The organism is Aeromonas sp. FDAARGOS 1410 (genome assembly GCF_019048745.1).
Lineage (GTDB): Bacteria > Pseudomonadota > Gammaproteobacteria > Enterobacterales > Aeromonadaceae > Aeromonas > Aeromonas jandaei.
The window spans coordinates 34,749-57,934 of record NZ_CP077401.1 but is presented as its reverse complement, the minus strand read 5'-3'; the positions used below and the strand labels follow the sequence as shown (position 1 = coordinate 57,934).

The window sequence follows — 23,186 nt, the reverse complement described above, 5'->3', positions numbered from 1 at the left end:
GCCGCAAGTTCATCTTCTCCTCGAACTCCAGACAAGCAAATACCCATAACTTCAACCAGTTAATGTGAGTTTTGCTATGTCTACTTCTGTATCTGATACCACCAAATCCAGCCGCCGCGAGCAGCGCTCCAGCGCTCAGGCCTTTATCGACAGCCTCAAGGGGATGGCTCACCCCAACTCCCGCCGCATCTTTATCGAAGGCTCTCGCGCCGATATCCGGGTACCCCTGCGGGAGATCCAACTGGCCGACACCTTCGTCGGCGGCACCAAAGACGATCCCAAGTTCGAACCCAACGAGCCGGTGCCGGTCTACGACACCTCGGGCCGTTACGGGGAGGAGGGGGTCGCCATCGACGTGCGCCGCGGCCTGCCGCGCCTGCGGGAGAACTGGGTGCTGGAGCGGGATGACACCGACGAGCTGCCGGGGCTCAGCTCCACCTTCACTCAGGAGAGGCTGGCCGACGAGGGGCTGGATCACCTGCGCTTCGAACATCTGCCCAAGCCGCGCCGCGCCAAGCCGGGTCGCCGAGTCACCCAGCTCCACTACGCCCGTGCCGGCATCGTCACCCCCGAGATGGAATTTATCGCCATTCGCGAGAACATGGGGCGCGAGCGGGTGCGCTCTGAACTGTTGCGTACCCAGCATCCGGGCCGCGATTTCGGTGCCCGTTTGCCCCAGAACATCACCCCCGAGTTTGTGCGCGATGAGGTGGCGGCCGGTCGCGCCATCATCCCCAGCAACATCAACCACCCGGAAGCGGAGCCCATGATCATCGGCCGCAACTTCCTGGTGAAGATCAACGCCAACATCGGCAACTCGGCGGTCACCTCCAGCATTGAGGAGGAGGTAGAGAAGCTGGTCTGGTCCACCCGCTGGGGCGCCGACACCGTGATGGATCTCTCCACCGGCCGCTACATCCACGAGACCCGCGAGTGGATCCTGCGCAATAGCCCGGTGCCCATCGGTACCGTGCCCATCTATCAGGCGCTGGAGAAGACCAACGGCATTGCCGAAGAGCTCACCTGGGAGCTGTTCCGCGACACCCTGCTGGAGCAGGCCGAGCAGGGGGTGGACTACTTCACCATCCACGCCGGCGTCTTGCTGCGCTTCGTGCCCATGACTGCCAAGCGTCTCACCGGCATCGTGTCGCGCGGTGGCAGCATCATGGCCAAGTGGTGCCTGTCGCACCACAAGGAGAACTTCCTCTACCAGCACTTCCGCGAAATCTGCGAGATCTGCGCCGCCTATGACGTGGCGCTGTCGCTGGGCGACGGTCTGCGCCCCGGCTCCGTTTATGACGCCAACGACGAGGCCCAGTTCGCCGAGCTGCGCACCCTGGGCGAGCTGACCAAGATTGCGTGGGAGTACGACGTGCAGGTGATGATCGAGGGGCCGGGTCATGTGCCGATGCACATGATCGAGCACAACATGACCGAGCAGCTGGAGCATTGCCACGAGGCGCCTTTCTATACCCTGGGCCCGCTAACCACCGACATCGCGCCGGGTTACGATCACTTCACTTCCGGCATCGGCGCCGCGCTCATCGGCTGGTATGGCTGCGCCATGCTCTGCTACGTCACCCCCAAGGAGCATCTGGGGCTGCCCAACAAGGAGGATGTGAAGCAGGGGCTGATTACCTACAAGATCGCCGCCCACGCCGCTGACCTTGCCAAGGGGCACCCGGGCGCCCAGATCCGCGACAACGCCATGTCCAAGGCGCGCTTTGAATTTCGCTGGGAGGATCAGTTCAATCTGGCCCTCGACCCCGACACTGCCCGTGCCTACCACGATGAGACCCTGCCGCAGGAGTCCGGCAAGGTGGCTCACTTCTGCTCCATGTGCGGGCCCAAGTTCTGCTCCATGAAGATCACTCAGGATGTGCGCGACTACGCAGCAAAGCTGGAAGCCGTTGAGATCAAGCTGGTCGGTATGGATGGCCAGCAGGAGCAGGTGGTGGCTCAGGTCGAGAGCGGCATGGCCCGCATGGCAGAGACCTTCAAGGAGACCGGCGGCGAGATCTACCATCAGGCGGCGGCGCTGAAACAGGCCGCAGGGGAGGAGGCGTGAGCAGCGCAAGCGGGGCTGTCAGCCCCGCCGACCTGTCGCCCGTGACGGACTCTCGCCCAGTTGTCTGGACCATCGCCGGTTCCGACTCCGGCGGTGGTGCCGGCATTCAGGCCGACTTGCACACATTGCACGACCTCGGTGTGCACGGCTGCTCGGTCATCTCTGCCATTACCGCCCAGAACTCGGTGGCGGTGAAGATGGTCGACCCCGTGCTGATGCAGACCTTCACCGCCCAGATCGACGCCCTCGGCGTCGATCTGCCGCCTGCCGCCATCAAGATCGGCCTGCTGCCGACCCGGCTCCATGTGGAGGTGCTGGCCCGCCGACTGGCTGCCATCGAGGCCCCCTTCGTGGTCTACGACCCGGTGGCCATCGCCAGCACCGGCACCCCGATGGCGGAGCCCAATATGCTGGAGGCGGTGCGCGAACAGCTGCTGCCACGTCTGTCGCTTATTACCCCCAACGGCCCCGAGCTGGAAGCCCTGACCGGACTGCCGGTCAGCAGCCCCGAACTGGTGCGCCTTGCCGCCCGCCGCCTGCGTGAACTCGGTGCCCGCGCCGTGCTGGTCAAGGGGGGCCATCTGGAGTGGAGCGGCGAGCTGTGTCTGGACTACTACCAGGATGAGACCCGCGAATTCTGGCTGGCCGCGCCGCGCCTCGATACCCGCCACGGCCACGGCACCGGCTGCTGTTACGCCAGCGCCATCGCCGCCGTGGTGGCGCAGGATTATCCGGTAGAGGATGCCATCACCCTCGCTCGTGCCTACCTGCAACAGGGGTTGGCGGCGGCGCAGGGAGTGGGGGCAGGCCCGGGCCCCATCGCCCATCTCGGTTGGCCCGCCGCTCTGGCTCACTTCCCCCGCGCCGTATTGGCGGGGTCAACCCTCGATCGCCGCTTCGGACTTTATGAGGCGAGCGGTGCCCGCCTGCCGCAGGGCCCCTTCGCGCCGACCGAACACAACCTCGGCCTCTATCCGGTGGTCGATTCGGTCAAGTGGCTGCGCCGCCTGCTGGGGCAGGGGGTCAAGACCATCCAGCTGCGGATCAAGAATCTGCCAGCCGCTCAGGTAGCACCGGCCATTCGCGATGCGGTTGAGCTTGGTCGCCGTCATGGGGCGCGGCTCTTTATCAATGACTACTGGCAGCAGGCCATCGAGGTGGGCGCCTGGGGCGTGCATCTGGGGCAGGAGGATATGGAGACAGCCGATCTCGCCGCCATTCAGGCGGCCGGGCTGCGCCTTGGCATCTCCACCCACGGCTACTTTGAGCTGATGCGGGCGCGCGAGCTGGCCCCCTCCTATATGGCGCTGGGTCATATCTTCCCGACCAACACCAAGGCGATGCCTTCGCGCCCGCAGGGGCTGGTGCGGCTGCATCGCTACCGCGCCCTGATGGCGCAGTGGCCGACGGTGGCCATCGGCGGCATCAGCGAGGAGCGGGTGGCGGCGGTCAAGGCAAGCGGGGTCGGCAGTATCGCGCTGGTCTCGGCCATCACCGCCAGTGACGACTGGCAGGGGGCGACCGAGCGGCTGCTCGCCGCCGTGGGGGTGGGGGATGAGCCACGCTCGGCCACCGTTATACGGGAGGCTGAACATGCGCTCTGATGCCGCTTCTCTTAGTGACAAAGAGTATTTGCGATACGGCCGTCAGCTGATGCTGGCGGAAGTGGGCGAGGCGGGGCAGGCGCGGCTCAAGGATAAATCGGTGCTGATCGTGGGCCTCGGCGGGCTCGGCTCGCCGCTCGCCCTCTATCTGGCTGGCGCCGGGGTCGGCACCTTGTGGTTGGCCGATGGCGATACGGTGGACTCCAGCAACTTGCCGCGCCAGATCCTGTTCGATAGCGAGGCGGTCAACCACTCCAAGGCGGAGCTGGCCCGCGAGCGCTTGGCGGCCCACAACCCGCTGGTGGAGCTGATCGCCATCAACCAGCGGCTCGATGCCGCCAGCCTGCCGGAGTTTGTAGCCGAGGTAGAACTGGTGATCGACTGCTGCGACAACCTCGCCACCCGCCAGGCCATCAACGCTGCCTGCGTGGCTCAGGGCAAGCCCTGGATCTCCGCCGCCGCAGTGGGTTGGCAGGGGCAGCTGATGGCGCGTACCAGCTCTGAGCACGCCTGTTACGCCTGCCTCTATCCGCTGGATACCAAGGTGAACCAGAGCTGCGAGACCAGCGGCGTCACCGGCCCGCTGGTCGGGGTGATGGGCTCTCTGCAGGCGCTGGAGGCACTGAAACTGCTGCTCGGGATGCCGAGTCCGGTTGCCGGCACATTGCGCCGTTTCGATGCGCTGGCCCATCAGTGGCAGACCCTCACTCTGGCCCCCGACCCCGATTGCCCAGTTTGCGGGCAGTGCCGATGGCCGACACACGATAAGGAGATCACCCCATGACCCTCACCATTCGACTCAACGATAAAGCCCAACCGCTGGCGGCAGGGCAGAGCGTGGCCGACCTGCTGGCGGCGCAAGACGTTAATCCACAGGGAGTGGCGGTAGCCCTTAACGGCGCCGTGCTGCCCCGTGGCCGCTGGGCCGAGACCCGTCTTAATGACGGGGACGAACTTCACCTCTTCACCGCCATCGCGGGAGGCTGACATGCTGACCATTGCCGACCACACCTTCTCATCGCGCCTCTTTACCGGCACCGGCAAGTTTGCCCGCCCGGATCTGATGGCCGCCGCCATCGAGGCGAGCGGCTCCCAACTGGTCACCATGGCCATCAAGCGGCTCGAACCGGGCAAGACCCACGACGATATCCTGAGCCCCTTGCTGCAACTCGGGGTCAAGCTCTTGCCCAACACCTCCGGCGCCAAGACTGCCGCCGAGGCGGTGTTTGCTGCCCATCTCGCCCGCGAGGCGCTGGGGACGAACTGGCTGAAGCTGGAGATCCACCCCGACCCGCGCTATCTGCTGCCCGATCCCATCGAGACGCTGAAAGCCGCCGAGCAGCTGGTGAAAGAGGGCTTTGTGGTGCTGCCCTACTGCGGCGCCGACCCCGTGCTCTGCAAACGGCTGGAAGAGGTGGGCTGCGCCGCCGTGATGCCGCTCGGCGCGCCCATCGGTTCCAATCAGGGGCTGGTGACCCGGGAGTTTCTCGCCATCATCGTCGAGCAGGCCAATGTGCCGGTCGTGGTTGATGCGGGGATCGGTGCGCCGAGCCACGCCGCTGCTGCCTTTGAGCTGGGGGCCGATGCCGTGCTGGTCAACACCGCCATCGCGGTGAGCGGCGACCCGGTCGCCATGGGCCGCGCCTTTGCGCTGGCCTGCACCGCCGGGCGCAGCGCCTATGAGGCGGGCCTCGGTGCCCGCGCCCCGCAGGCCCAAGCCTCCAGCCCGCTCACCGATTTTCTGGGGGCGTTATGAGTCATGATGCTGGTGCGATGAGTGACTTCGAGCCTTTTGCACAACCTCAGGTGCGTCCGAGTGATAGCCCCCCTCTCCCTCTGGGAGAGGGGCTGGGGGTGAGGGCGCCGGGGGTGAGGGCTAAGGAGCCTACCTTTCTCGACCGATGGCAGGAGCTGGATTGGGACGATATCGGCATGCAGATCCGCGCCAAGAGCGCCGCCGATGTCGAACGGGCGCTGGGTTCACCCCGCCGCACCCTGGCCGATTTTATGGCGCTGATCTCCCCTGCTGCCGAGGCGTATCTGCCGCAGATGGCGGCCGAGGCCGAGCGGCTGACCCGCCAGCGCTTTGGCAACACCATCGGCTTCTATGTGCCGCTCTATCTGTCGAACCTTTGCGCCAATGACTGCACCTACTGCGGCTTCTCCATGAGCAACCGCCTCAAGCGCAAGACCCTGAATGCAGAGGAGATTGAGCGCGAGTGTCTGGCCATCAAGGCGCGCGGTTTTGACAGCGTGCTGCTGGTGACTGGCGAGCACGAGCACAAGGTGGGGCTCGCCTATTTTCGCGAGGTGATGCCCATCATCCGCCGCCACTTCAGCACCGTTGGGATGGAGGTACAGCCCCTCTCGCAGGCCGAATATGCCGAGCTGAAAAGCCTCGGCCTCGATGCCGTCATGGTTTATCAGGAGACCTACCACGCCCCCACCTACGCCCGCCACCATCTGCGCGGCAACAAGCGGGACATCGCATGGCGCCTCGCCACCCCGGATCGGCTCGGCCGCGCCGGTATCGACAAAATCGGGCTGGGGGCGCTCATCGGCCTCTCCTCGGATTGGCGCGCCGACAGCTACTTTGTCGCCGAGCACCTGAGCTGGCTTGAGCGCCACCACTGGCAGAGCCGCTACTCGCTCTCCTTCCCGCGCCTGCGCCCCTGCACCGGTGGGCTGGAGCCTGCCGTGGTCATGTCGGATCGCCAGCTGGCCCAGCTTATCTGCGCCTGGCGCCTCTTCTCGCCGACGCTGGATTTGTCCCTCTCCACCCGCGAGTCGGCCACCTTTCGCAACGGTGCGGTGCGCCTTGGCATTACCCAGATGTCCGCCGAGTCGCGCACCCAGCCGGGTGGCTATGCCGAGGGGGATGCAGAGGAGCTGGAGCAGTTTGCCATCCACGACGACCGCCCGGTGGGGGAAGTGGCCGCCGCCGTGCGACAGGCCGGGTTGCAGCCAGTGTTCAAGGACTGGGAGCCGTTTTTGGGTCGTTAACGACGTTTACACCAGTGTTAACAGACAGCGGCAAGCAGAGCGGAGGGGCAGATCCCCGCCACTGCTTGCCGCTTTGTTTTGTTTGCTCCAACAAGATTGTTTCGTTGGCGCAACGATGATTCTTGATATCGTTTCGCCAGTGCAAAAATCGTGAGCGCGGGTCAACTCATCGAGCTGGTCATTACTCCAATCAGCAATGGCTGGTTTGGAGTAAAGGCCGGAATGAATAGTAAAGTTCGGCAAACGGAATGAGCTGATAGCTTTTACTATTTTTGATGCATTCGATTGCTCTCATTCAAAAAATGAACAAATCTATGTATTTCTGGAAAACCAACCGTCCCATTAAAAAACATTTTATCTAGGGAAAAATAAAAGTAATCTTCTATGTAGGATGGCTCTGATGAAACACAGGAAATAATTCCAGAGATAATATCTTTAAAGTCATCTTTATCACATGAGTGTGAAATATCACATTGATTTAGCTTTTCTAAAGAATATGTCATATATGTATGGTAATACATGGCATCTTGACAACCGAATATTTTTGTTATGTTTGATGGGTTTTTTAAAAGGGATTTTTTGATGTGGTTAGACCTAGCTATTAATTGTCCGGTAACTTTCTCTGAATACTTTGTGTTTAAGAGCCTTTCCTTATGACTTGCTATATGTTGAGACCAATACATCTCAACAATAGTGCTAATATACTCTGTTGTGAATTCGTCACTTTTGTACATTGAGGTAATAAAGTTAGTAAAGCTATGCTTGTTAGTGAATATTGATGATTCAATAGTGTAGCTCTCCCATATAAAGCAGTCTATGGAAACTTCTTCCTTTAATTTATGAATCAGGTTATTTGTCTGGTCTTTTGTTAAATAATCGCTATCAATAATTACTTTAGATTTATTCCATAACTGTTCACTAGAGCCAATACCATCAAGAAATGATTTGAAATGTTTGATTTCTTGTAGCAAGGAATCAACTCCCTTGAATGACCAGAAAGCGCAATTTATATCTAGCTCATACATTTCAAGTATTTTCTTAATGTATTTTATGTCATCAATACCTTCAACAAGTAAGATTAGGTCTGCTTCAATAAAACCAATTATATCTAAGGATGAGGTAGAGTGTATTTTACTTATAATCGAGGAGTGATGGTCTATGCTAGCACCCTTTTGTCTTTGCGTATTACGCTCTGAAATTATCGGGTAAATGTCCGTTTTATCGGATGTACATATCTTTTCTTCTATATGAAATATATTCTTAGGGTTCGTTGAACGAATGAGCCCTTCATTGTGGGTTGTTAGGAATATTTGTGTCGCTGTTGTCTTTTTTTGTAACGTTTGGATAAGTCTTTTTTGAATATCTCTGTGTATATGTGAGTCAGGCTCATCTAAGAGAACTAAGTTAAGATCTTTTTCCTCTTCATAACAGGTCAAAAGCAAACCTATTATTTGTAAAGTTCCACTTCCTAATAAAGAGACATCTTTATAACTTAACTCAATGCCCATCCTTATACTGACATTAATGTTTGTATCTTTATTTATATCGCTTTCAATACTAAAGTATATTTTATTTTTGTTATTGTTTAAGATGTATGAAACATCATTTGAGAATGCCTCAAAAGCCTCTTTTTGTTTGGACAGAAGATAAAGTCTATTTCTTATGTAAGACGATGACTCTCGAGATGTCACACGGTTCTTTATGATCGGTTTTGTTGCAAATTCCTCATATGCTGGAATTACTGCTATAGGAAGCGCAAAGTAGCAGCCAATTGGTTCGGGAAGATGTTTAAATGAACTGTTGAACCACTCAAAATCAAATTCATCATGATCTTTAAGGATTATCTCATAATTACTACTGCCAGATGCCCCCCTAATTTTGAAACAAATTTCTTTGGTTGTCCCATTATTATCAGAAAATGACAATCCAATTTCAATTTGATTAGAAATAGTCAACTCATAGAAAATGTCACTAAATCGATAGCTCCGTACAGAATGTATAGCCCGATAATCAAAGTAATTCTGAGCTTTCTTCCCTAGACGGTAATAACCTGATTTTATAGTTGTTCCACGCGTAGCCTTCTTTGCCATCATTAACAGAAGAGAAAAACATTCATGCCATAATGCAATTGCTTCAAGAATAGTCGTCTTGCCACTATTATTTGTGCCAGTTATTACGTTAAGGCTTTCATCAGCATGAAACATGGTGTTTCTATATGCTTTGAAGTTGTTTATATATATGCTTTTTATTTTCAATTTTATCTCTTGCAATATGTCTTTATGTTGTTGACTAGTCTAACTCTTATTGGGTTTTATATGAAGCTTTTTGGACTAAACGAAATGCTATGAACTCCACGTTTTCAACAGTGAAGTAATAAATATGTGTAAAGGATAAACATCATGTGTGGTGGCTATCACTATTAACCTTCCAGGAGTTTGCAGAGAGTCTCTACTACAGAATTAAGCTACGCGGGAACAAGAGCATAGATATGTGCATCAATAGGCTGGCCATGTAGGAAGATGCGATTTCTAGCCCGGCACTCAAAGGTAGCCCCGGCGGCAATGGCAACCGCTTCGCTGGCGCTGTTGCCAACCCCCATCACGATCTCCAGCCGAAATAGTCCCAACTGCTGAAAGCCAAAGTCACGGAGCAGGGCGACCGCCTGCCGGGCGATGCCGAGGCCTTGGCTGGATTGGCGTACCCAATAGCCGATATTGCCGTAACGATGATGGGGCGACAGCTGGTTGATGCCTGCGCCACCCAGCAGTTGGCCGGTGGTGGCGCAGAAGATGCCCATGTCAAAGGCGCGTCCCGCCGCACAATCCTAATCGCAGCTGGCAAACCACTCCAGTGCACTTTCCCGGGTAAATGAAGGGGAGCACCAGCTCATCCATTTGCCGACCGTCTCGATCGATTCGTGGGCCGCGCGGACAAACTCGTCGGCATCGTCCGCTTTGAACGGGCGGATCACGATATTGGCGTTGGCAAGGCGTGGGAGTGTCATCACTTGTCCTGCTTTTTCAGGAAGTAACTGATATGCCCCGGCGGCATATCGGGTAGCTGGCCAAAGACCTCGTAGCCCTGCTTCTGGTAGAAGGGGAGGGCCTGAAAACTGGTGGTTTCCAGATGGTAGTTGCTGATGCCCTTGCTTTGGGCGTACTGCTCCATGGCACCGAGCAGGCGGCCGCCCCAGCCATCGCGGCGGATGCTTTCGTCGATCCAGAGCCAGTCGACGTGCAGCCAGCCCCACTTGATGTCAGCGATGATGCCGCCGTGTACCTTGCCCTCTTCATCCTTGATAAAGCTGGCGATCCGCTCGCGCAGATGGGGGCCGGCGTGACCTGTGTTGAAGCCCGAGAGACCAATGCGCAGCGCTTCGATTTCATCGTCCTGAGGCGGTTGGGGTGGGGTGAGTTGCATAGTGCTTCCTGCTTGATGGTGGTTGTCTCTAACGGGTTGTCGCTTCCAGCGCGGCTATCTCGCCACCGCTGATAAGCGGCAGGTTGCGGCTGATCTGCTCCACCGGCCAGTCCCACCAGGCGATGGCGTTGAGACGGGCGATGGTGTCGTCGTCGAAGCGGTAGCGGATCACTTTCGCCGGGTTGCCGCCGACCATGGCGTAGGCGGGCACGTCGCCGGTGACCACGGAGCGGGCGGCGATAATGGCGCCGTTGCCGACTTTTACTCCCGGCATGATCAGGGCGTCATAGCCAATCCAGACATCGTTGCCGATGACGGTATCGCCCTTGTAGGGGAGGCTGCCCGGGGCGGGGGCGGAGCTTTCCCAGCCGTTGCCGAAGATAAAGAAGGGGTAGGTGGAGAAGCCGGAGGTCTGGTGGTTGGCGCCGTTCATGATGAACTTCACCCCGCGGGCAATGGCGCAGAACTTGCCGATGATCAGTTTGTCGCCGACGAAGGGGAAGTGGTAGAGGACGTTGCGCTCGAAGCCCGCCGAATCCTCCGGGTCGTCGTAATAGGTGTAGTCACCCACCTCGATATTGGGCCCCTTGATGGTGTTCTTGATAAAGCACACCTGGGGGAAGCCGTTCATGGGGTGGGGATTGGCGGGATCGGGTCCGTGCATCTGGTCTCCTTGGATGGGCCGGGCTAGAGCGCCGGGAAGTAGCAGGCGCCCATGTCGATGGGGTGATCGGGACAGTCGGGCAGATAGAACTGCCAGCCCGCATCGGAGAAGGCGCGCAGCTCGGTCTCGACAAACTTGATGGCGAGGCTCAGGGCCTGCAGGCTGTCGATGCCGTAGATAAAGGTCTTGTCGCTCAGCCCCGCCAGCTTCACCTTGCAGCGCCAGTCACCGCCAGCCGAGCGTGGATCCGGCTCGGGGGCCTTGATGGCGATCTTGAGGGTGAGCTGTTCCCCTTCGAGGCTGACCGCCTCGAAACGGGCTTTGACGATGGCATTCTTCATCCTGCAACTCCTTGTGCGATTCCCCTCCTGCGGCATCGGGCTGCGTCTCCATGGAGGGATAAAAATGGGGGCGAGCTACAGGAGCCTAAACGAAGCCTCTTTTTGAAACAATGGGATATGGATGGCGAACTGCGGGATTGCGGGTTGCGTCGGGTTGTTTCACCAAACGGGATAAACTTGCTGTAAAGGAATCTTGGCACTGCTGGAAATCTGTCCCATATGGTGATGGTTGGCGGGCTGTCGAGTTGGGGCACAATAGCCAGTCCCTGTTGGCCACAGAAGTACAGGAGCATCCATGACTCTTTCGGTATCGCAGCTTTACGAGGTGATGGCGCAGTTGCCAGATCCGGTCTTCATCCTGAGTGAAGATGGCTATTACGTGGAATACATAGGAGGCATGGAGCACCAATCCTATCAGGACGGCAATCCGCTGGCTGGCAAGCGGCTGCTGGATGTGCTGCCGGAGGCGATGTCCATCTGGGTGATGGAGCAGGTCGCACTGGCGCTCAACAGCGGTCTGGTGCGGGTGGTGGAGTATGAGTTGGCGGCCAGCGAGGTGGGTGGCATCAATGCCGGTGTCGGGCCGCAAGGCGTGCAGCGCTTTGAGGGCAAGATTGCACCGCTCCCCTCCCTCTATGACGGCAAGCGGGCGGTGGCCTGGGTGACCCGCAATATCACCCGCCAGTTCGAGTTGCAGCAGCGCCTGCAGCGCCAGAGCGAGACCGACCAGTTGACCGGCCTCCATAACCGCCGCTACTTCTTCGAGCATTGCCAGCAGGTGAGGGGCAGCGAGGCCCCCTGCGGCCTGCTCATGCTCGATATCGATCACTTCAAGCAGATCAACGATCGCTTCGGCCATCAGCAGGGGGATCTGGCACTGCAACGCTTTGCCGCCTGTGTCGATGGCCGGCTGCGGGCAGAGGATCTGTTTGTGCGCAGCGGTGGCGAGGAGTTCGTGATCCTGCTGCCACGGCTTGATGAAGCAGGCTTGTTGCAGATGGCCGAGGGGATCCGCGCGGCGGTCGAGGCGCTGCCCGCCGAACCGGTCGGCATGACGGTCAGTCTGGGGGCCACGCTGGTGCTGCCCGGAGAGGATATCAATGTGGCGCTGGCCCGTGCCGACGAGTGGCTCTACGAGGCCAAGCGGACGGGGCGCAATCGGGTGGCGCACTGTCCGGCCGCCCCCGAAAATTAATGAACAAGCCCTTGTTGATGCAAACATTAATTGGATGAAAAGTTCGCCATATTATTTCACTGATATCTCGCGGACTATGGTGGTAATATTGGCTGCCCGATCGCTGTTCTTATTTGTGTTGTTGGGCAACAGAACAAGGGTTTATCGGTATGTTATCAAACGGGGATAAATGGGTGTGCTGGTGACGAATGCGATACATCTCGCCCCGTTTTGAAACAATCCGATTCAAACGGTCATGAATTATTAACCTTGACCCGGATGGCGATTTCAACGATGGTAGCGTGGCATCTCCATTTCACTCCGGTGGCCCTGTTGGCCGCTGGCGGATTTGCTTTTTCTGCACCTGCGGCCAAATGCCGCCTGATATTGCCAGCCTGTTATTCGGGCCAATAAAAATAATGATGACAGATTAATAAGGTATATATTGCAATGAGTGTTTCTATTGCTGAAAAGAGTAACCCGGTTTCAAAATTGAAATGGGAGAAAAGTGATTCGGTATGGACCATGGGCTTATATGCCACTGCGGTCGGTGCCGGTACTCTATTTCTCCCAATTACCGTCGGTAGTAATTCGCCGGTTATTTTATTGTTTATTTTGCTGCTCGCATTTCCGCTCTCTTATTATTCCCATCGGGCGTTGAGCCGCTTTGTGCTCTCCAGCTCCCACAAGGAGGGGGATATCACCCATGTGGTGGAGGAGCACTTCGGGGCGCGGGCGGGCAAGCTGCTGATGCTGGTCTATCTGATGGCCTTCTACCCCATCATTCTGGTCTACAGCATCTCCATCACCAACGCGATCCAGAGCTTTGTGGTGCACCAGCTGGGGGATGCCGAGATCCCGCGCGGTCTGCTGGTGCTGGGGGTTATGCTGGGTCTGCATCTGGTGCTGCTGGCGGGCAAGCAGATCGTGGTGTCGGCCATCAGCGTGCTGGCGCTGCCCATGGTTGCCTTTCTGATCGGCCTCTCCATCTATCTGCTGCCCCAGTGGAGCCTCTCCTACTTCAGCGAGAGTCAGGCGGTGGACTGGCGTGATCCGGCGTTCTGGAAATCCCTCTGGCTGATCGTGCCGGTCATGGTGTTTTCGTTCAGCCATGCGCCCATCATCTCCTCCTTCAGCGCGGCGCAGAAGAAGCGCTGTCAGGAGAGTGCCGACCTGCGCGCCAAGCGGATCATCAAGTGCAGCAGCCTGCTGATTTGCGGCAGCGTGCTCTTCTTCGTGGTGAGCTGCGTGATGAGCCTGAGTCAGGCTGAGATGGCGCAGGCGCGCATCGACAATATCTCCGTGCTGTCGGCGCTGGCGAACAAGTTCTCCAATCCGCTGATCGCCTATGTGGGGCCGCTTATCGCCATTCTGGCCATGTCCAAATCCTTCCTCGGCACCTCCATGGGGGTGAGCGAGGGGACGGTGAGCATGGTGAGCGGTGCCTGTCAGGGGCTGGGACTTTCCCTGCGTGAAACGACCATCGCGCGGGTCTCGTCGGTGATCCTGTTCGTGGTGACCGGGGTGATTACCTACCTCAATCCGAACGTGCTGGAGATCATCGAGAAGGTGAGCGGGCCGCTCATCGCGGTGATCCTGTTCCTGCTGCCGGCCTGCTCCATCTATCGTCTGCCTGCCCTCAAGCGTTATCGCGGGGCGAGTACCCTCTTCGTGCTGGTGATCGGGCTGCTGGCCATCTCGGCCCTTATCTACGATCTGCTGTAACGGCGGATCCCGCACAAGTCAAAAAGGGCGACCATCAGGTCGCCCTTTTTCTTTGCCTCTCATTTAGCCGAGCAAACTGGTGGCGCTCTGGCCCGCCATCAGCAGGCCGATGGCCAGCACGCCGAACCAGACCACAGTCGCGCTCACCAGCAGATAGCCGCCGGCCACAAACAGACCATCCCGCTGCAGCATGCCGGTGGCCAGCAGCAGAATGGCCCAGGCGGGCAGGGCGTTGGTGAAGGGGATGGCGCCCAGGGGCAGCATCAGCAGCAGGGCGGCCAGCATGATCAGCAGGCCGTTGCAGCGGTTGATGGTGCTGCTGGCGGTCAGGGCGAGCAGGCGCGGGCGGATAACGCGATCGACCCGGGCCAGCAGATCCGCCCCCTTGTGCAGGGTCGGCTTGAGCTGGTCGGCGGCAAAGCGGCGCTCCATCAGGATGGCGGGCAGCCAGGGCACCCGGTTGAGGGTTATGCCGATACCGATAAAGAGGATCAGCAGGCCAAACGGGGTGCTGACGCCGGGAATGGAGACCGGCAGCAGGAAGGGGACGGTGAGCAACACGCAAAACAGCAGCATCCCCTGCTCGCCGACCAGCGCGAGCATCTGGCGCAGGCTGATATGGCTCTCCTCGATGGCGTGGGCGGTGGCCCGCAGGGTATTGGCGAGGGTGTGTTGCGGGTCGTTGAGGGGGGCTGTCGCCATCTCCGGCATCCTTCTGCTGTCGGCTTGTGCCGGGCCACCATGACCCGGATTGGGCGTCAGCATACGTGGCCGGAGTTAATGGCCGATGAATGGCGCAGGTGCTTTTAACGCCGCTGAAAATGAGCCGGTACAGGTGCCATTTAGGATGGCGACGGGATGGCTCTGGTATGCTTTTTGAGCAAAATGGCTTGGCCGGAGGTGAGGATGAGACGAGTCGGGATGGTGATGATGGGGGCACTGCTGCCCCTTGGGCAGGCGTGGAGCGGCGAGGGGGAGGCCGGGGCCGGATTGGGCTGGCAGGTGACACCATTTTACGGCTACAGCTCCGCCATCGATTTCAAGCGCAGCGAGGATCCGCAGCCCGCGCCGGTGTCGGCCAGCATTGACGAGCTGAAGGGGCAGGCTTCCGGCAGCTGGGGGCTCTTCATCAGCAGGGAGGTAGATGACCCCGGCATGATCGAGCTGCTCTACAGCCACCAGTCCACCACCCTCTCCCCCGATCAGCCGGATCGCCTGACGGTGGATACCCTGCACTTCGCCGGTGCACTGACCCTCGCCGACAACCTGATGGCGCCCTATATCGGTGCCGGTATCGGGGTAACGCGCTTTGCCGCCTACGACAGCGAGGTGATGCCCTCCATGTCGCTGGCGCTCGGGGTTCAGCCCCGCCTGTCCGAGCATCTGGCCCTGCGGGCCGAGGTGCGGGGCTACGGGTCACTTGCCAACGACAGCAGCGAGTTTCTCTGCAACCCGGATCAGTGCCTGTTCAAGGTGAAGGGGGATTTGGTGACCCAGTGGCAGGCCAATATCGGGCTCACTTTCCGCTTTTAGGCGGGGGAATTTCATGGATGGAGAAGGGGCCATAAGGCCCCTTTTCCATCCGTGATGTTATGCCTTGCCGGTCGAGCTCCAGATTAGGTTCACTCTCCGTTATTGGCAGGGATAGCCGACACATAGCGGTCTCTGCCTGCCTCCTTGGCGCTGTAGAGCGCCTGATCCACCCGCTTGAACAGCGAGACAGCCGGCTCCTGCAGCCCGCGAATGCCGAACCCGATGCTGACTGTCAGAGGATGAGCCGGATCGGGGGCTATGGTGCGGGTTGCTGCCAGCAGGGTCGCTGCGAGCTGCTCCAGTTCCATCTGGTTAGCGTCGGGCAGCAGGATTGCGAACTCCTCACCGCCGACGCGGGCTGCCAGCCCTCCGGCCGGGCAGTGCTGTTGCAGCAGGGCACCAAACTGCTGCAACACCTTGTCCCCCATGTCGTGGCCGAAGTTGTCGTTGATCCATTTGAAGTGATCGAGGTCCAGCAGGAGCAGCACCTGATACTCACCCTGCCCCAAAAACAGCTGCTGATGAAAGTAGCGCCGGTTGGGCAGTCGGGTCAGATCGTCAAACAGCGCCTGTTGTCTGAGCTGGCTATTGATATGAAAGAGGTGATGCATGGTGCTCAGGATACCGATGCTGCTCAGCAGGATACCGCTGGATCGCAGCAGATCCTCGGCGTAGATGGCGATCCAGAGCGGCTGGGCGACCAGTTCGTCCATGATGTCGGCGGTCGCCCCCAGGATCCACAGCGTCAGGCCACAGGAGAGCAGGCGATAGGTTTTGGCCGGCAGATGGGCGCACTGCACCACCCAGAACAGAAAGATCATGGTAAGCCAGTTGACCAGCTCGAACCCCAGGCTGCTGACATGGATCCGCTCGGCGGGGTAGTGGGGCAGCAGGGTGAGATGGGTGGAGATGATGGCTAGCACCAGTATCCCCAGCAGGGCGCTATGGGCGCGGTGTTCTGCGTCAAAGTGACGATAGCGGGTGACGCTGAGGTCGAGACGATCGGGCTGCATGGTGTTCCTCGGATTGGGCCTGCCATCAGAGTGTCGAAAATGGCCCTCATCATGAATCTGTCGTGCCGTTTGTGGCGGCATGGCGTTCAGCCAGTGTAAACGGCGAGCCGGCCGGGCGCGATGATCATCACTCCAGCCTGTGGGGTTGCGCCTGATTTTGTGCATTTCTGGTGCGAGGGTGACCGCTTGCCCTGTCACAGGGCGACCGGCCGTGGCTTAGCGCAACACTCGCGCCATTTTGGTGCAAAAAGGAGTTTGTTTATATCTAATCTTATGATTTAAATGAGTTTTAATTTTTGGCCCACTTTATGCTTTTTACCATCAGGCGGTCATTTCTGGCTATCTGCACCCGGCGAATCGAGGCACGCGAGCAGTGGTCACAAGTTCAATCAAGGAAACGGAGCCGGTTTATACCGGTACGACAGGGAAGGAGAGTGCTCTATGGTCAAAAAATGGATGATGGCGGGTCTGCCGATATTGATGGCGTTGCTGGTGACCCCAAGTTGGGCCGATGAGGTCTCTCAGGTTCAGGCTGCGGTGGCACCGGTTGCCAGCGTGACGATCAACAAGGGTGACAACACCTGGATGCTGCTCTCGGCCGCACTGGTGATCCTGATGTCGATCCCCGGTCTGGCGCTCTTCTACGGCGGGCTGGTGCGTGCCAAAAACATGCTGAGCGTGCTGATGCAGGTGTTTACCCTGTTCTGCCTCATCTGCGTGCTCTGGGTTATCTACGGCTACTCGCTCGCCTTTACCGAGGGTAACAGCGTGTTCGGCTCCTTCAGCAAGGTGCTGCTCAAGGGGGTCACTCCTGACTCCATCGCGGCCACCTTCAGCAAGGGGGTCGGTATCAGCGAGTTCATCTATGTGGTGTTTCAGGGGGCCTTTGCCGCCATCACCTGCGGTCTGATCGTCGGCGCCTTTGCCGAGCGCATCAAGTTTGCCGCCGTGCTGCTCTTCTCGGTCATCTGGTTCACCTTCGCCTATATTCCGCTGGCTCATATGGTGTGGTACTGGGCTGGGCCTGATGCCTACACCAGCGCCGATGCGGCTGCCACTGCAACCGCCACCGCCGGTTATCTGTTCCAGCATGGTGCGCTGGACTTCGCGGGCGGCACCGTGGTGCATATCAACGCCGCTGTGGCGGGTCTGGTGGGTGCCTATCTGGTGGGCAAACGTCTGGGCTACGGTCGTGATCCCATGACGCCCCACAGTCTGACCATGACCATGATCGGCGCCTCCCTGCTCTGGTTCGGCTGGTTCGGTTTCAACGCCGGCTCGGCGCTGGAAGCCAACGGGGTTGCTGCGCTGGCCTTTATCAATACCTGGGTCGCGCCGGCTGCGGCAGCCCTGTCATGGACGCTGGCCGAGTGGGTGATGAAGGGACGTCCCTCTCTGCTGGGTGCGGCCTCCGGCGCCGTCTCCGGTCTGGTGGTGATCACTCCGGCAGCCGGTCTGGTCGGCGTTGGTGGTGGTCTGGTGATGGGCCTTATCAGTGGCGTGGCGGGTCTGTGGGGCGTTCACGGTCTCAAGCGCCTGCTGGGTGCGGACGACAGCCTGGACGTGTTTGGTGTGCACGGGGTGTGCGGCATTCTCGGTGCCCTGCTGACCGGCGTCTTTGCCAGCCCGGATCTGGGCGGCACCGGGGTGTGGGACTATGTCACCAATCAGGTGGCCGAGGGTTACTCCATTCTGGCGCAGGTGAAGATCCAGGCCATCGGGGTTGGCGTGACCATCCTCTGGTCCGGTGCCGTGGCGGCGATCTCCTTCAAGCTGGTTGACCTGGTGGTGGGTCTGCGAGTGAACGGCGATGCCGAGCGGGAAGGGCTGGATGTGACCACCCACGGCGAGAAGGCCTACAGCATGTAATCCCGAACGTCAGACAACAAAAAACCGCCGGTTCCGGCGGTTTTTTTATGGTGCAAGCGCGGTGGCGCTTTTAGTTCGCACTCTTAGTTCGCACTCTTAATTCACGACAGCCACGTTGATGCTGCCGTTACCCTGGGTCATGCGGACACGGGCACCCGGGGTGAAGGTGGGGCTGGCTTTCTGCACCACTACGATGGCTTCACCGTTCTCTTTCTTGATCTCCAGTTCGACGCCGTCGACCTGATTCATCTTGTTGCCGATGGCGTTACCGGCTGCGGCACCGGCGATGGCGCCGCCTGCGGCTGCGAGATCGCGACCGGTACCACCACCAACGGTGCTGCCCAGCAGACCACCGACCACGGCGCCGCCGATGGTACCCATCAGGGAGTTCTCATCGGCCTGGATCTTGACCGGGCGGGTAGAGATGATGGTGCCGTAGCTGACGGTTTGAACCTGCTTGGCACGGTCTTTGGTGTAGACATCGCCAGAGTAGACATCGCTATTGGCGCAACCAGTGATGGTGGTGGCGGCCAGCAGGGCAATAATGGTCATTCGTTTCAACATGATAGGCCTCCAAGGCTGAATAGAATTCAAACAATCAGTTCGATGAATTGAACTTTACTCCAAGCAAGCGGGACATGAAATCGGCAAAATGTAACCAATTATGCGTTCTGTAACCGCTTTTATCCTTGAATCGCAGCTGTATCAGTGAGCTTTTTGACCAGCACCAGCCGATCCTCGCCGGGGCCGAAGTAGTCGGCCACCTCTTCGACCAGCTGATAACCGAGCCGGTAGTAGAGGCGCTGGGCCGGATTGGCGGGATCGACCGTGAGCTGCAATTCGCTGATCTGCAGCCCTTCCATGTGGGTCTCCATCTGACGCATCATCCGCTCGGCCAGCCCGAAACCACGCGCTTCCGGCAGCACCGCCAGCGAGAGCACCCACCCTTTGGCTCGCTCCTGACCGAAACCACCCAGCACATAGCCGACCAGATGCCCCTCGTACTCGGCTACCAGCAGCAGCTCGGGCCACAAATCCATCGCCTGACGGAAGAAGAAGGCGGGATAGACATCTTCGCCAAAGACCTTGGCATCGATCTGCCAGATGGCGTGCATGTCGGTATGGGTCGCGGGGCGCAGCAGGGGCGGGTTGTGGTGCATCAAGGCGTCTCTGGTCAATATTGGCGAAAGGTGATGCCCTGGGTCTGTACCTTGCGATCGCTGCCACCGCGCCATTGGGCGGGGCGGGCCAGCTCGCGGACATCCAGAGCGGTATAGGCAATGTCGTGGTGAAACAGGCTCTCGGCGAGCGACTGGCGCAGGGCGAGCAGCCGCGCATCGTCGAGTTGCCAGCCGCTGACCAGTTCGGGCGCGCTTTCGTGGCGATAGAGCGCGAAGTAGTAACCAAGCCAGCGGCTCGGCAGTTTATGGATCCTGGCCTGGGTCAGCAACTGTCCTGCGCTGTATTGCTCGCAGGCGCCATACTCTTTGGCCAGGATCGCCGACATCGCCAGATAGCGGCGCAGGGCCCGACGCTCACGAAAACGGGTAAACCAGCTCATCTTGTTTCTCCACTGTTCAGGGCAGACAAGGGCTCTGCGCCAGACAAGCAGATCTTAGCGATTGATTTCTGAATCCTGCATGAGCGATCAGGGGGGAAGCGGGCGGCTGTGGGGCAGTTTGGGGGCCTTGCGCCAGCCATCGAGCAGATGGCGGATGGCCAGCCAGGGGTGGCGCAGCAACATGCGGGGGCCACTCCAGCGCATCACCTGCTGGATCTGTTTGCGCATCGCTGGCGCATAGCAGTGGATGTTGCAGTTGGCACAGGTGGGCTTGTGACCGTGGCCGTAACGGCAGCGGGTGAGCCGCTGGTGGGCGAAATCCCGCAGCTTGCGACAGTGACGGCAGTGGGGATCCTGATGGTGGTGCTGGCAGTAGAGGCGGATCATGGCGCTGACTGTCCGCTGCTCGCGCACCAGTCTGGGGTGAAGAGTCGCCGCTTTGCCGGTGCTGGCGTGCGCGCCCCTTGCTGGGTTGGCTTGATGAATTTTCATGGTCGCCATTTTCCTGACCAGCCCGGGCAGGGTGTTGATACAGGTCAAAAGGGGGGACAAAAAAACAGGGCCCGCAGGCCCTGTGTTATCAGATGAGGCTGGTTGCCTGCTCCAGCCAGGCGAGATCCTCGCCCTCGAGCAGCGGGCTCAGGCGGCGGAACACCTCGGCGTGGTATTCGTTGATCCAGCGGAATTCGGCCGGGCTCAGCAGGCTGCGGTCGATCAGGCGGGTATCGAACGGTACATAGGTCAGACGCTCGAAGCCCAGCATCGGCAGCTCGCCGATCTGCTCCAGCTCGCTCACCACCACCAGGTTTTCGCAGCGGATGCCAAAACCATCTTCGCGGTAGTAGCCTGGCTCGTTGGAGAGCACCATGCCCGGTTGCAGCGCCACCATGTTCCCTTTCGGGGCGATACGCTGGGGCCCTTCGTGGACGCTCAGGAAGTGGCCGACGCCATGACCGGTGCCGTGGTCGTAGTTGTAACCGGCTTGCCACAGTGGCATGCGGGCCAGCACGTCAAGCTGGATCCCGGCGGTGCCGCGTGGGAAGCGGGCCTGATCCAGCGCGATATGACCCTGCAGCACCCGGGTAAACATCGCTTTCTGCTCGTCGGTCACCTCACCCACCTTGATGGTGCGGGTGATATCGGTGGTGCCATCCATGTATTGGCCACCGGAGTCGAGCAGATAGAGGCTGTCCTGACCAAACGCACGCGGGGTGCCGTTGGTGTGGTGGTAGTGGCACATGGCGGCGTTGGGGCCGAGCGCAGAAATAGTATCGAAGCTCGGCTCGACGTAGTGCTCCTGCTCGCGGCGGAACGCTTCCACCTGATCGGCCAGAGTGCCTTCATCCACACCCTCGAACTCGCCGGAGGCGATCAGCCGATCCAGCCAGGCGAGGAAGCGGGTCATGGCCACGCCATCGCGCAGATGAGCGGCGCGCATGCCGGTCAGCTCCACCTCGTTCTTGCATGCCTTCGGCAGCATGGTGGGGTCTTGGCCAGCTACCAGAATGGCGCCCGCCTCTTCCATGATGAGCTGGGTCCAGGCGTTGGCGCTGTCCGGATCGGCCAGCACCTTCTGTTGATCTTCACCGATGCGCTGCAGCACGTCGCCCAGCTTGTCGATGGGGTAGACGGAGACATCCTGCCCCACGTGCTGGCTGAAGGCGAAGCAGTCGATCTTGTCGGTATCGACGAAGAAATCCATGGTGGTATTGGCGTAGAGCACGGCAAAACCGAGCACTACCGGCAGCCGCTCGATATCGCGACCACGCAGGTTGAGCAGCCAGTTGATGGGCTCGGCCTGGGTCAGCAGCACGGCATCGAGACCGCGTTTGCGCAGATCGGCGGCCAGCTGTTCGCGCTTGGCCTGGCTCGACTGGCCCGCCAGCTCTTCGCTGTAGAGGATGACCGGCGTCTTGGTCGGCTCGGGACGATCGCTCCAGTTCAGGTCGATGGGGTTCTGCTCGACCCGCACCAGCTCGATACCGCGCTCGGCCAGCACGGCCTTGGCGTTCTTGTACCAGGTCAGGCTGTGCAGACGGGCGTCGAAACCGACCCGGGTGCCGGAGGGCAGCTGCTCGGCCAGCCACTGGACATGGGGATCTTCAACCAGGTGGAGAAATTCGAACAGCTCGGACGGTGCCTGCATGCGGGCCTGCACCGTGTAGCGACCATCGACGAAGAGGGCGGCACGCTGGGCCATGATGATGGCGACGCCGGCGGAGCCATTGAACCCGGTGATCCAGTCCAACCGCTCGGCGTAGGCGGGGATGTACTCGCCGAGGTGCTCATCATCATGGGGGACGATAAAGGCGTCCAACTCCTGCATGGCCAGCTCGGCCCTGACTTGGGCGACGCGGGTTTCAATTATCTCGAAATTATTCATGTCGTTAGTGCCAGATGGTTGCTTTATGAGTGTTCATTTCTTGTGGCCGCCAGCCAGGATCCGCTTGATCGACTGGCCTGCTGCCTCGATATGCTGCCTGAGCAGCACCACTGCCTCGTGCTTGCGCCGGGCGCGGCACAGCTCCAGCAGTTGGGCGTGTTCACGCTCAGCCTTGTCCACGCCATCGGTGGCAAAGAGCAGCTCGAAGCGGACATAGCGGTCACAGCTCAGATTGATCTGGGCGATCAGTTCAAGTGCCTGGGGGCGACCGGCTGCCTGATAGAGGGTGGCGTGAAAGCTGTGGTTCAACTCGGCCCAGTGTTCGATCTGGGTGCCTGACTCCAGGGCGTGATCAAACTGGGCGAGGATGGCCTCCGCCTCGGCGAAGGTGGCTTCCGTCATCTTGTCGACGGCGTGGAACAGGGTATCGGCTTCCAGCAGCGCTCGCAAATAAAAGAGCTCGTCGATGGCTGCGGCGTCCAGCATGGTGACGACGGCGCCGCGGTGGGCCTCGAATTTCACCAGTCCCTGCGCTTCCAGCTGCATCAGGGCTTCCCGCACCGGAATGCGGCTCACGGCCAGCTCCTTGGCGATGGCATCCTGGCGCAGAGGGGCGCCGGCGGGGAACTCCCCACGGAGGATCCGGCCGCGGAGGTTTTCCATCACCATCTGGGTTCGGGTCTTGTAGGGTGGGGTCATGGTCGGGTCACGATTGGGCGTTACAAAATTGTATATTGTATAAAGTTTGGCTGAATCTACCCCGTCACACCCGGCATGGCAAGGTTTAGGGGCTCGCCGCGGCATGGCTGGCGGCATTCGGAACTCCAC

Annotated in this window: 22 protein-coding genes and 1 pseudogene; 10 read left to right on the top strand and 13 right to left on the bottom strand. The window is 59.4% G+C overall.

The genetic code is table 11. From position 1 onward, the window contains the following. Nucleotides 1-76: 76 nt before the first annotated feature. Genes thiC through thiH form a run of 6 tightly spaced genes read left to right on the top strand, consistent with a single transcriptional unit; the run spans nucleotide 77 to nucleotide 6,675 of the window. A complete protein-coding gene (thiC, locus tag I6L40_RS00260) occupies nucleotides 77-2,068 on the top strand; it encodes a phosphomethylpyrimidine synthase ThiC (protein ID WP_302054904.1) in 1,992 nt (663 codons plus the stop codon). After that, complete coding sequence (thiE, locus tag I6L40_RS00255; RefSeq protein WP_216994836.1) at nucleotides 2,065-3,672, top strand: thiamine phosphate synthase; 1,608 nt, start codon at nucleotides 2,065-2,067, stop codon at nucleotides 3,670-3,672. Before thiC ends, thiE begins: the two co-directional genes overlap by 4 nt. Next, nucleotides 3,662-4,456 carry a HesA/MoeB/ThiF family protein gene (locus tag I6L40_RS00250; protein ID WP_216994835.1) on the top strand — a complete coding sequence of 265 codons (795 nt, stop codon included), beginning with the start codon at nucleotides 3,662-3,664 and terminating at the stop codon, nucleotides 4,454-4,456. Before thiE ends, I6L40_RS00250 begins: the two co-directional genes overlap by 11 nt. Next, entirely contained in the window at nucleotides 4,453-4,659 is a 207-nt protein-coding gene (gene thiS, locus I6L40_RS00245) for a sulfur carrier protein ThiS (protein ID WP_005357774.1), read from the top strand. The genes I6L40_RS00250 and thiS overlap by 4 nt, the downstream gene beginning before the upstream one ends. A gap of 1 nt (nucleotide 4,660) precedes the next feature. Beyond that, nucleotides 4,661-5,428 carry a thiazole synthase gene (locus I6L40_RS00240; RefSeq protein ID WP_216994834.1) on the top strand — a complete coding sequence of 256 codons (768 nt, stop codon included), beginning with the start codon at nucleotides 4,661-4,663 and terminating at the stop codon, nucleotides 5,426-5,428. Between the two features lie 17 nt (nucleotides 5,429-5,445). Beyond that, nucleotides 5,446-6,675 carry a 2-iminoacetate synthase ThiH gene (gene thiH / locus I6L40_RS00235; RefSeq protein ID WP_216995396.1) on the top strand — a complete coding sequence of 410 codons (1,230 nt, stop codon included), beginning with the start codon at nucleotides 5,446-5,448 and terminating at the stop codon, nucleotides 6,673-6,675. Between the two features lie 266 nt (nucleotides 6,676-6,941). Here thiH and I6L40_RS00230 read toward each other — a convergent pair whose 3' ends face one another. From I6L40_RS00230 to I6L40_RS00210, 5 genes and pseudogenes are all read right to left on the bottom strand, one after another. Beyond that, a complete protein-coding gene (locus tag I6L40_RS00230; RefSeq protein ID WP_216994833.1) occupies nucleotides 6,942-8,879 on the bottom strand; it encodes an ATP-binding protein in 1,938 nt (645 codons plus the stop codon). A gap of 260 nt (nucleotides 8,880-9,139) precedes the next feature. Then, nucleotides 9,140-9,679: pseudogene (locus I6L40_RS00225) on the bottom strand (GNAT family N-acetyltransferase). Continuing rightward, nucleotides 9,679-10,095, bottom strand: a complete 417-nt coding sequence (locus tag I6L40_RS00220) for a GNAT family N-acetyltransferase (protein ID WP_216994832.1) — start codon at nucleotides 10,093-10,095, stop codon at nucleotides 9,679-9,681. Before I6L40_RS00220 ends, I6L40_RS00225 begins: the two are co-directional and overlap by 1 nt. Nucleotides 10,096-10,123: 28 nt before the next feature. After that, complete coding sequence (locus tag I6L40_RS00215) at nucleotides 10,124-10,759, bottom strand: Vat family streptogramin A O-acetyltransferase (RefSeq protein WP_216994831.1); 636 nt, start codon at nucleotides 10,757-10,759, stop codon at nucleotides 10,124-10,126. Between the two features lie 23 nt (nucleotides 10,760-10,782). Further along, nucleotides 10,783-11,100 (bottom strand): hypothetical protein, encoded by a 318-nt coding sequence (locus tag I6L40_RS00210; RefSeq protein ID WP_216994830.1) that lies wholly within the window; start codon nucleotides 11,098-11,100, stop codon nucleotides 10,783-10,785. Nucleotides 11,101-11,395: 295 nt separating this feature from the next. Between I6L40_RS00210 and I6L40_RS00205 the strand changes: the two genes are divergently transcribed. After that, nucleotides 11,396-12,295, top strand: a complete 900-nt coding sequence (locus I6L40_RS00205; RefSeq protein WP_216994829.1) for a GGDEF domain-containing protein — start codon at nucleotides 11,396-11,398, stop codon at nucleotides 12,293-12,295. A gap of 429 nt (nucleotides 12,296-12,724) precedes the next feature. Then, nucleotides 12,725-13,999, top strand: coding sequence for an amino acid permease (locus I6L40_RS00200; RefSeq protein ID WP_201915407.1), 1,275 nt, complete (start codon nucleotides 12,725-12,727; stop codon nucleotides 13,997-13,999). A 63-nt stretch (nucleotides 14,000-14,062) separates the two neighbouring features. Here I6L40_RS00200 and I6L40_RS00195 read toward each other — a convergent pair whose 3' ends face one another. Further along, nucleotides 14,063-14,701 (bottom strand): exopolysaccharide biosynthesis protein, encoded by a 639-nt coding sequence (locus I6L40_RS00195; protein ID WP_216994828.1) that lies wholly within the window; start codon nucleotides 14,699-14,701, stop codon nucleotides 14,063-14,065. 204 nt (nucleotides 14,702-14,905) lie between these two features. On the opposite strand from I6L40_RS00195, the gene I6L40_RS00190 reads away from it, so the two are divergent. Then, nucleotides 14,906-15,532, top strand: a complete 627-nt coding sequence (locus I6L40_RS00190; RefSeq protein WP_216994827.1) for an outer membrane beta-barrel protein — start codon at nucleotides 14,906-14,908, stop codon at nucleotides 15,530-15,532. A gap of 89 nt (nucleotides 15,533-15,621) precedes the next feature. On the opposite strand, the gene I6L40_RS00185 is transcribed toward I6L40_RS00190, so the two are convergent. Further along, entirely contained in the window at nucleotides 15,622-16,545 is a 924-nt protein-coding gene (locus I6L40_RS00185) for a GGDEF domain-containing protein (RefSeq protein WP_216994826.1), read from the bottom strand. Nucleotides 16,546-16,986: 441 nt separating this feature from the next. On the opposite strand from I6L40_RS00185, the gene amt reads away from it, so the two are divergent. Next, nucleotides 16,987-18,414: an ammonium transporter gene (gene amt, locus I6L40_RS00180; RefSeq protein WP_216994825.1), complete on the top strand. Its 1,428-nt coding sequence runs from the start codon at nucleotides 16,987-16,989 to the stop codon at nucleotides 18,412-18,414. Between the two features lie 96 nt (nucleotides 18,415-18,510). Here the strand turns inward: amt and I6L40_RS00175 are convergent, their stop codons facing one another. From I6L40_RS00175 to I6L40_RS00150, 6 genes are all read right to left on the bottom strand, one after another. Beyond that, nucleotides 18,511-18,978 carry a glycine zipper 2TM domain-containing protein gene (locus I6L40_RS00175; protein ID WP_041209669.1) on the bottom strand — a complete coding sequence of 156 codons (468 nt, stop codon included), beginning with the start codon at nucleotides 18,976-18,978 and terminating at the stop codon, nucleotides 18,511-18,513. Nucleotides 18,979-19,097: 119 nt separating this feature from the next. After that, nucleotides 19,098-19,574, bottom strand: coding sequence for a GNAT family N-acetyltransferase (locus I6L40_RS00170; protein WP_216994824.1), 477 nt, complete (start codon nucleotides 19,572-19,574; stop codon nucleotides 19,098-19,100). A 14-nt stretch (nucleotides 19,575-19,588) separates the two neighbouring features. Continuing rightward, the gene (locus I6L40_RS00165; protein WP_216994823.1) at nucleotides 19,589-19,975 is read right to left on the bottom strand and encodes a DUF6559 family protein; all 387 of its coding nucleotides are present in this window, start codon (nucleotides 19,973-19,975) and stop codon (nucleotides 19,589-19,591) included. 87 nt (nucleotides 19,976-20,062) lie between these two features. Then, nucleotides 20,063-20,467 carry a nitrous oxide-stimulated promoter family protein gene (locus I6L40_RS00160; RefSeq protein WP_041209671.1) on the bottom strand — a complete coding sequence of 135 codons (405 nt, stop codon included), beginning with the start codon at nucleotides 20,465-20,467 and terminating at the stop codon, nucleotides 20,063-20,065. An 88-nt stretch (nucleotides 20,468-20,555) separates the two neighbouring features. Beyond that, nucleotides 20,556-22,358: an aminopeptidase P family protein gene (locus tag I6L40_RS00155; RefSeq protein ID WP_043850279.1), complete on the bottom strand. Its 1,803-nt coding sequence runs from the start codon at nucleotides 22,356-22,358 to the stop codon at nucleotides 20,556-20,558. Nucleotides 22,359-22,391: 33 nt separating this feature from the next. Further along, nucleotides 22,392-23,057 carry a GntR family transcriptional regulator gene (locus I6L40_RS00150; protein ID WP_033113736.1) on the bottom strand — a complete coding sequence of 222 codons (666 nt, stop codon included), beginning with the start codon at nucleotides 23,055-23,057 and terminating at the stop codon, nucleotides 22,392-22,394. Nucleotides 23,058-23,186: the final 129 nt, after the last annotated feature.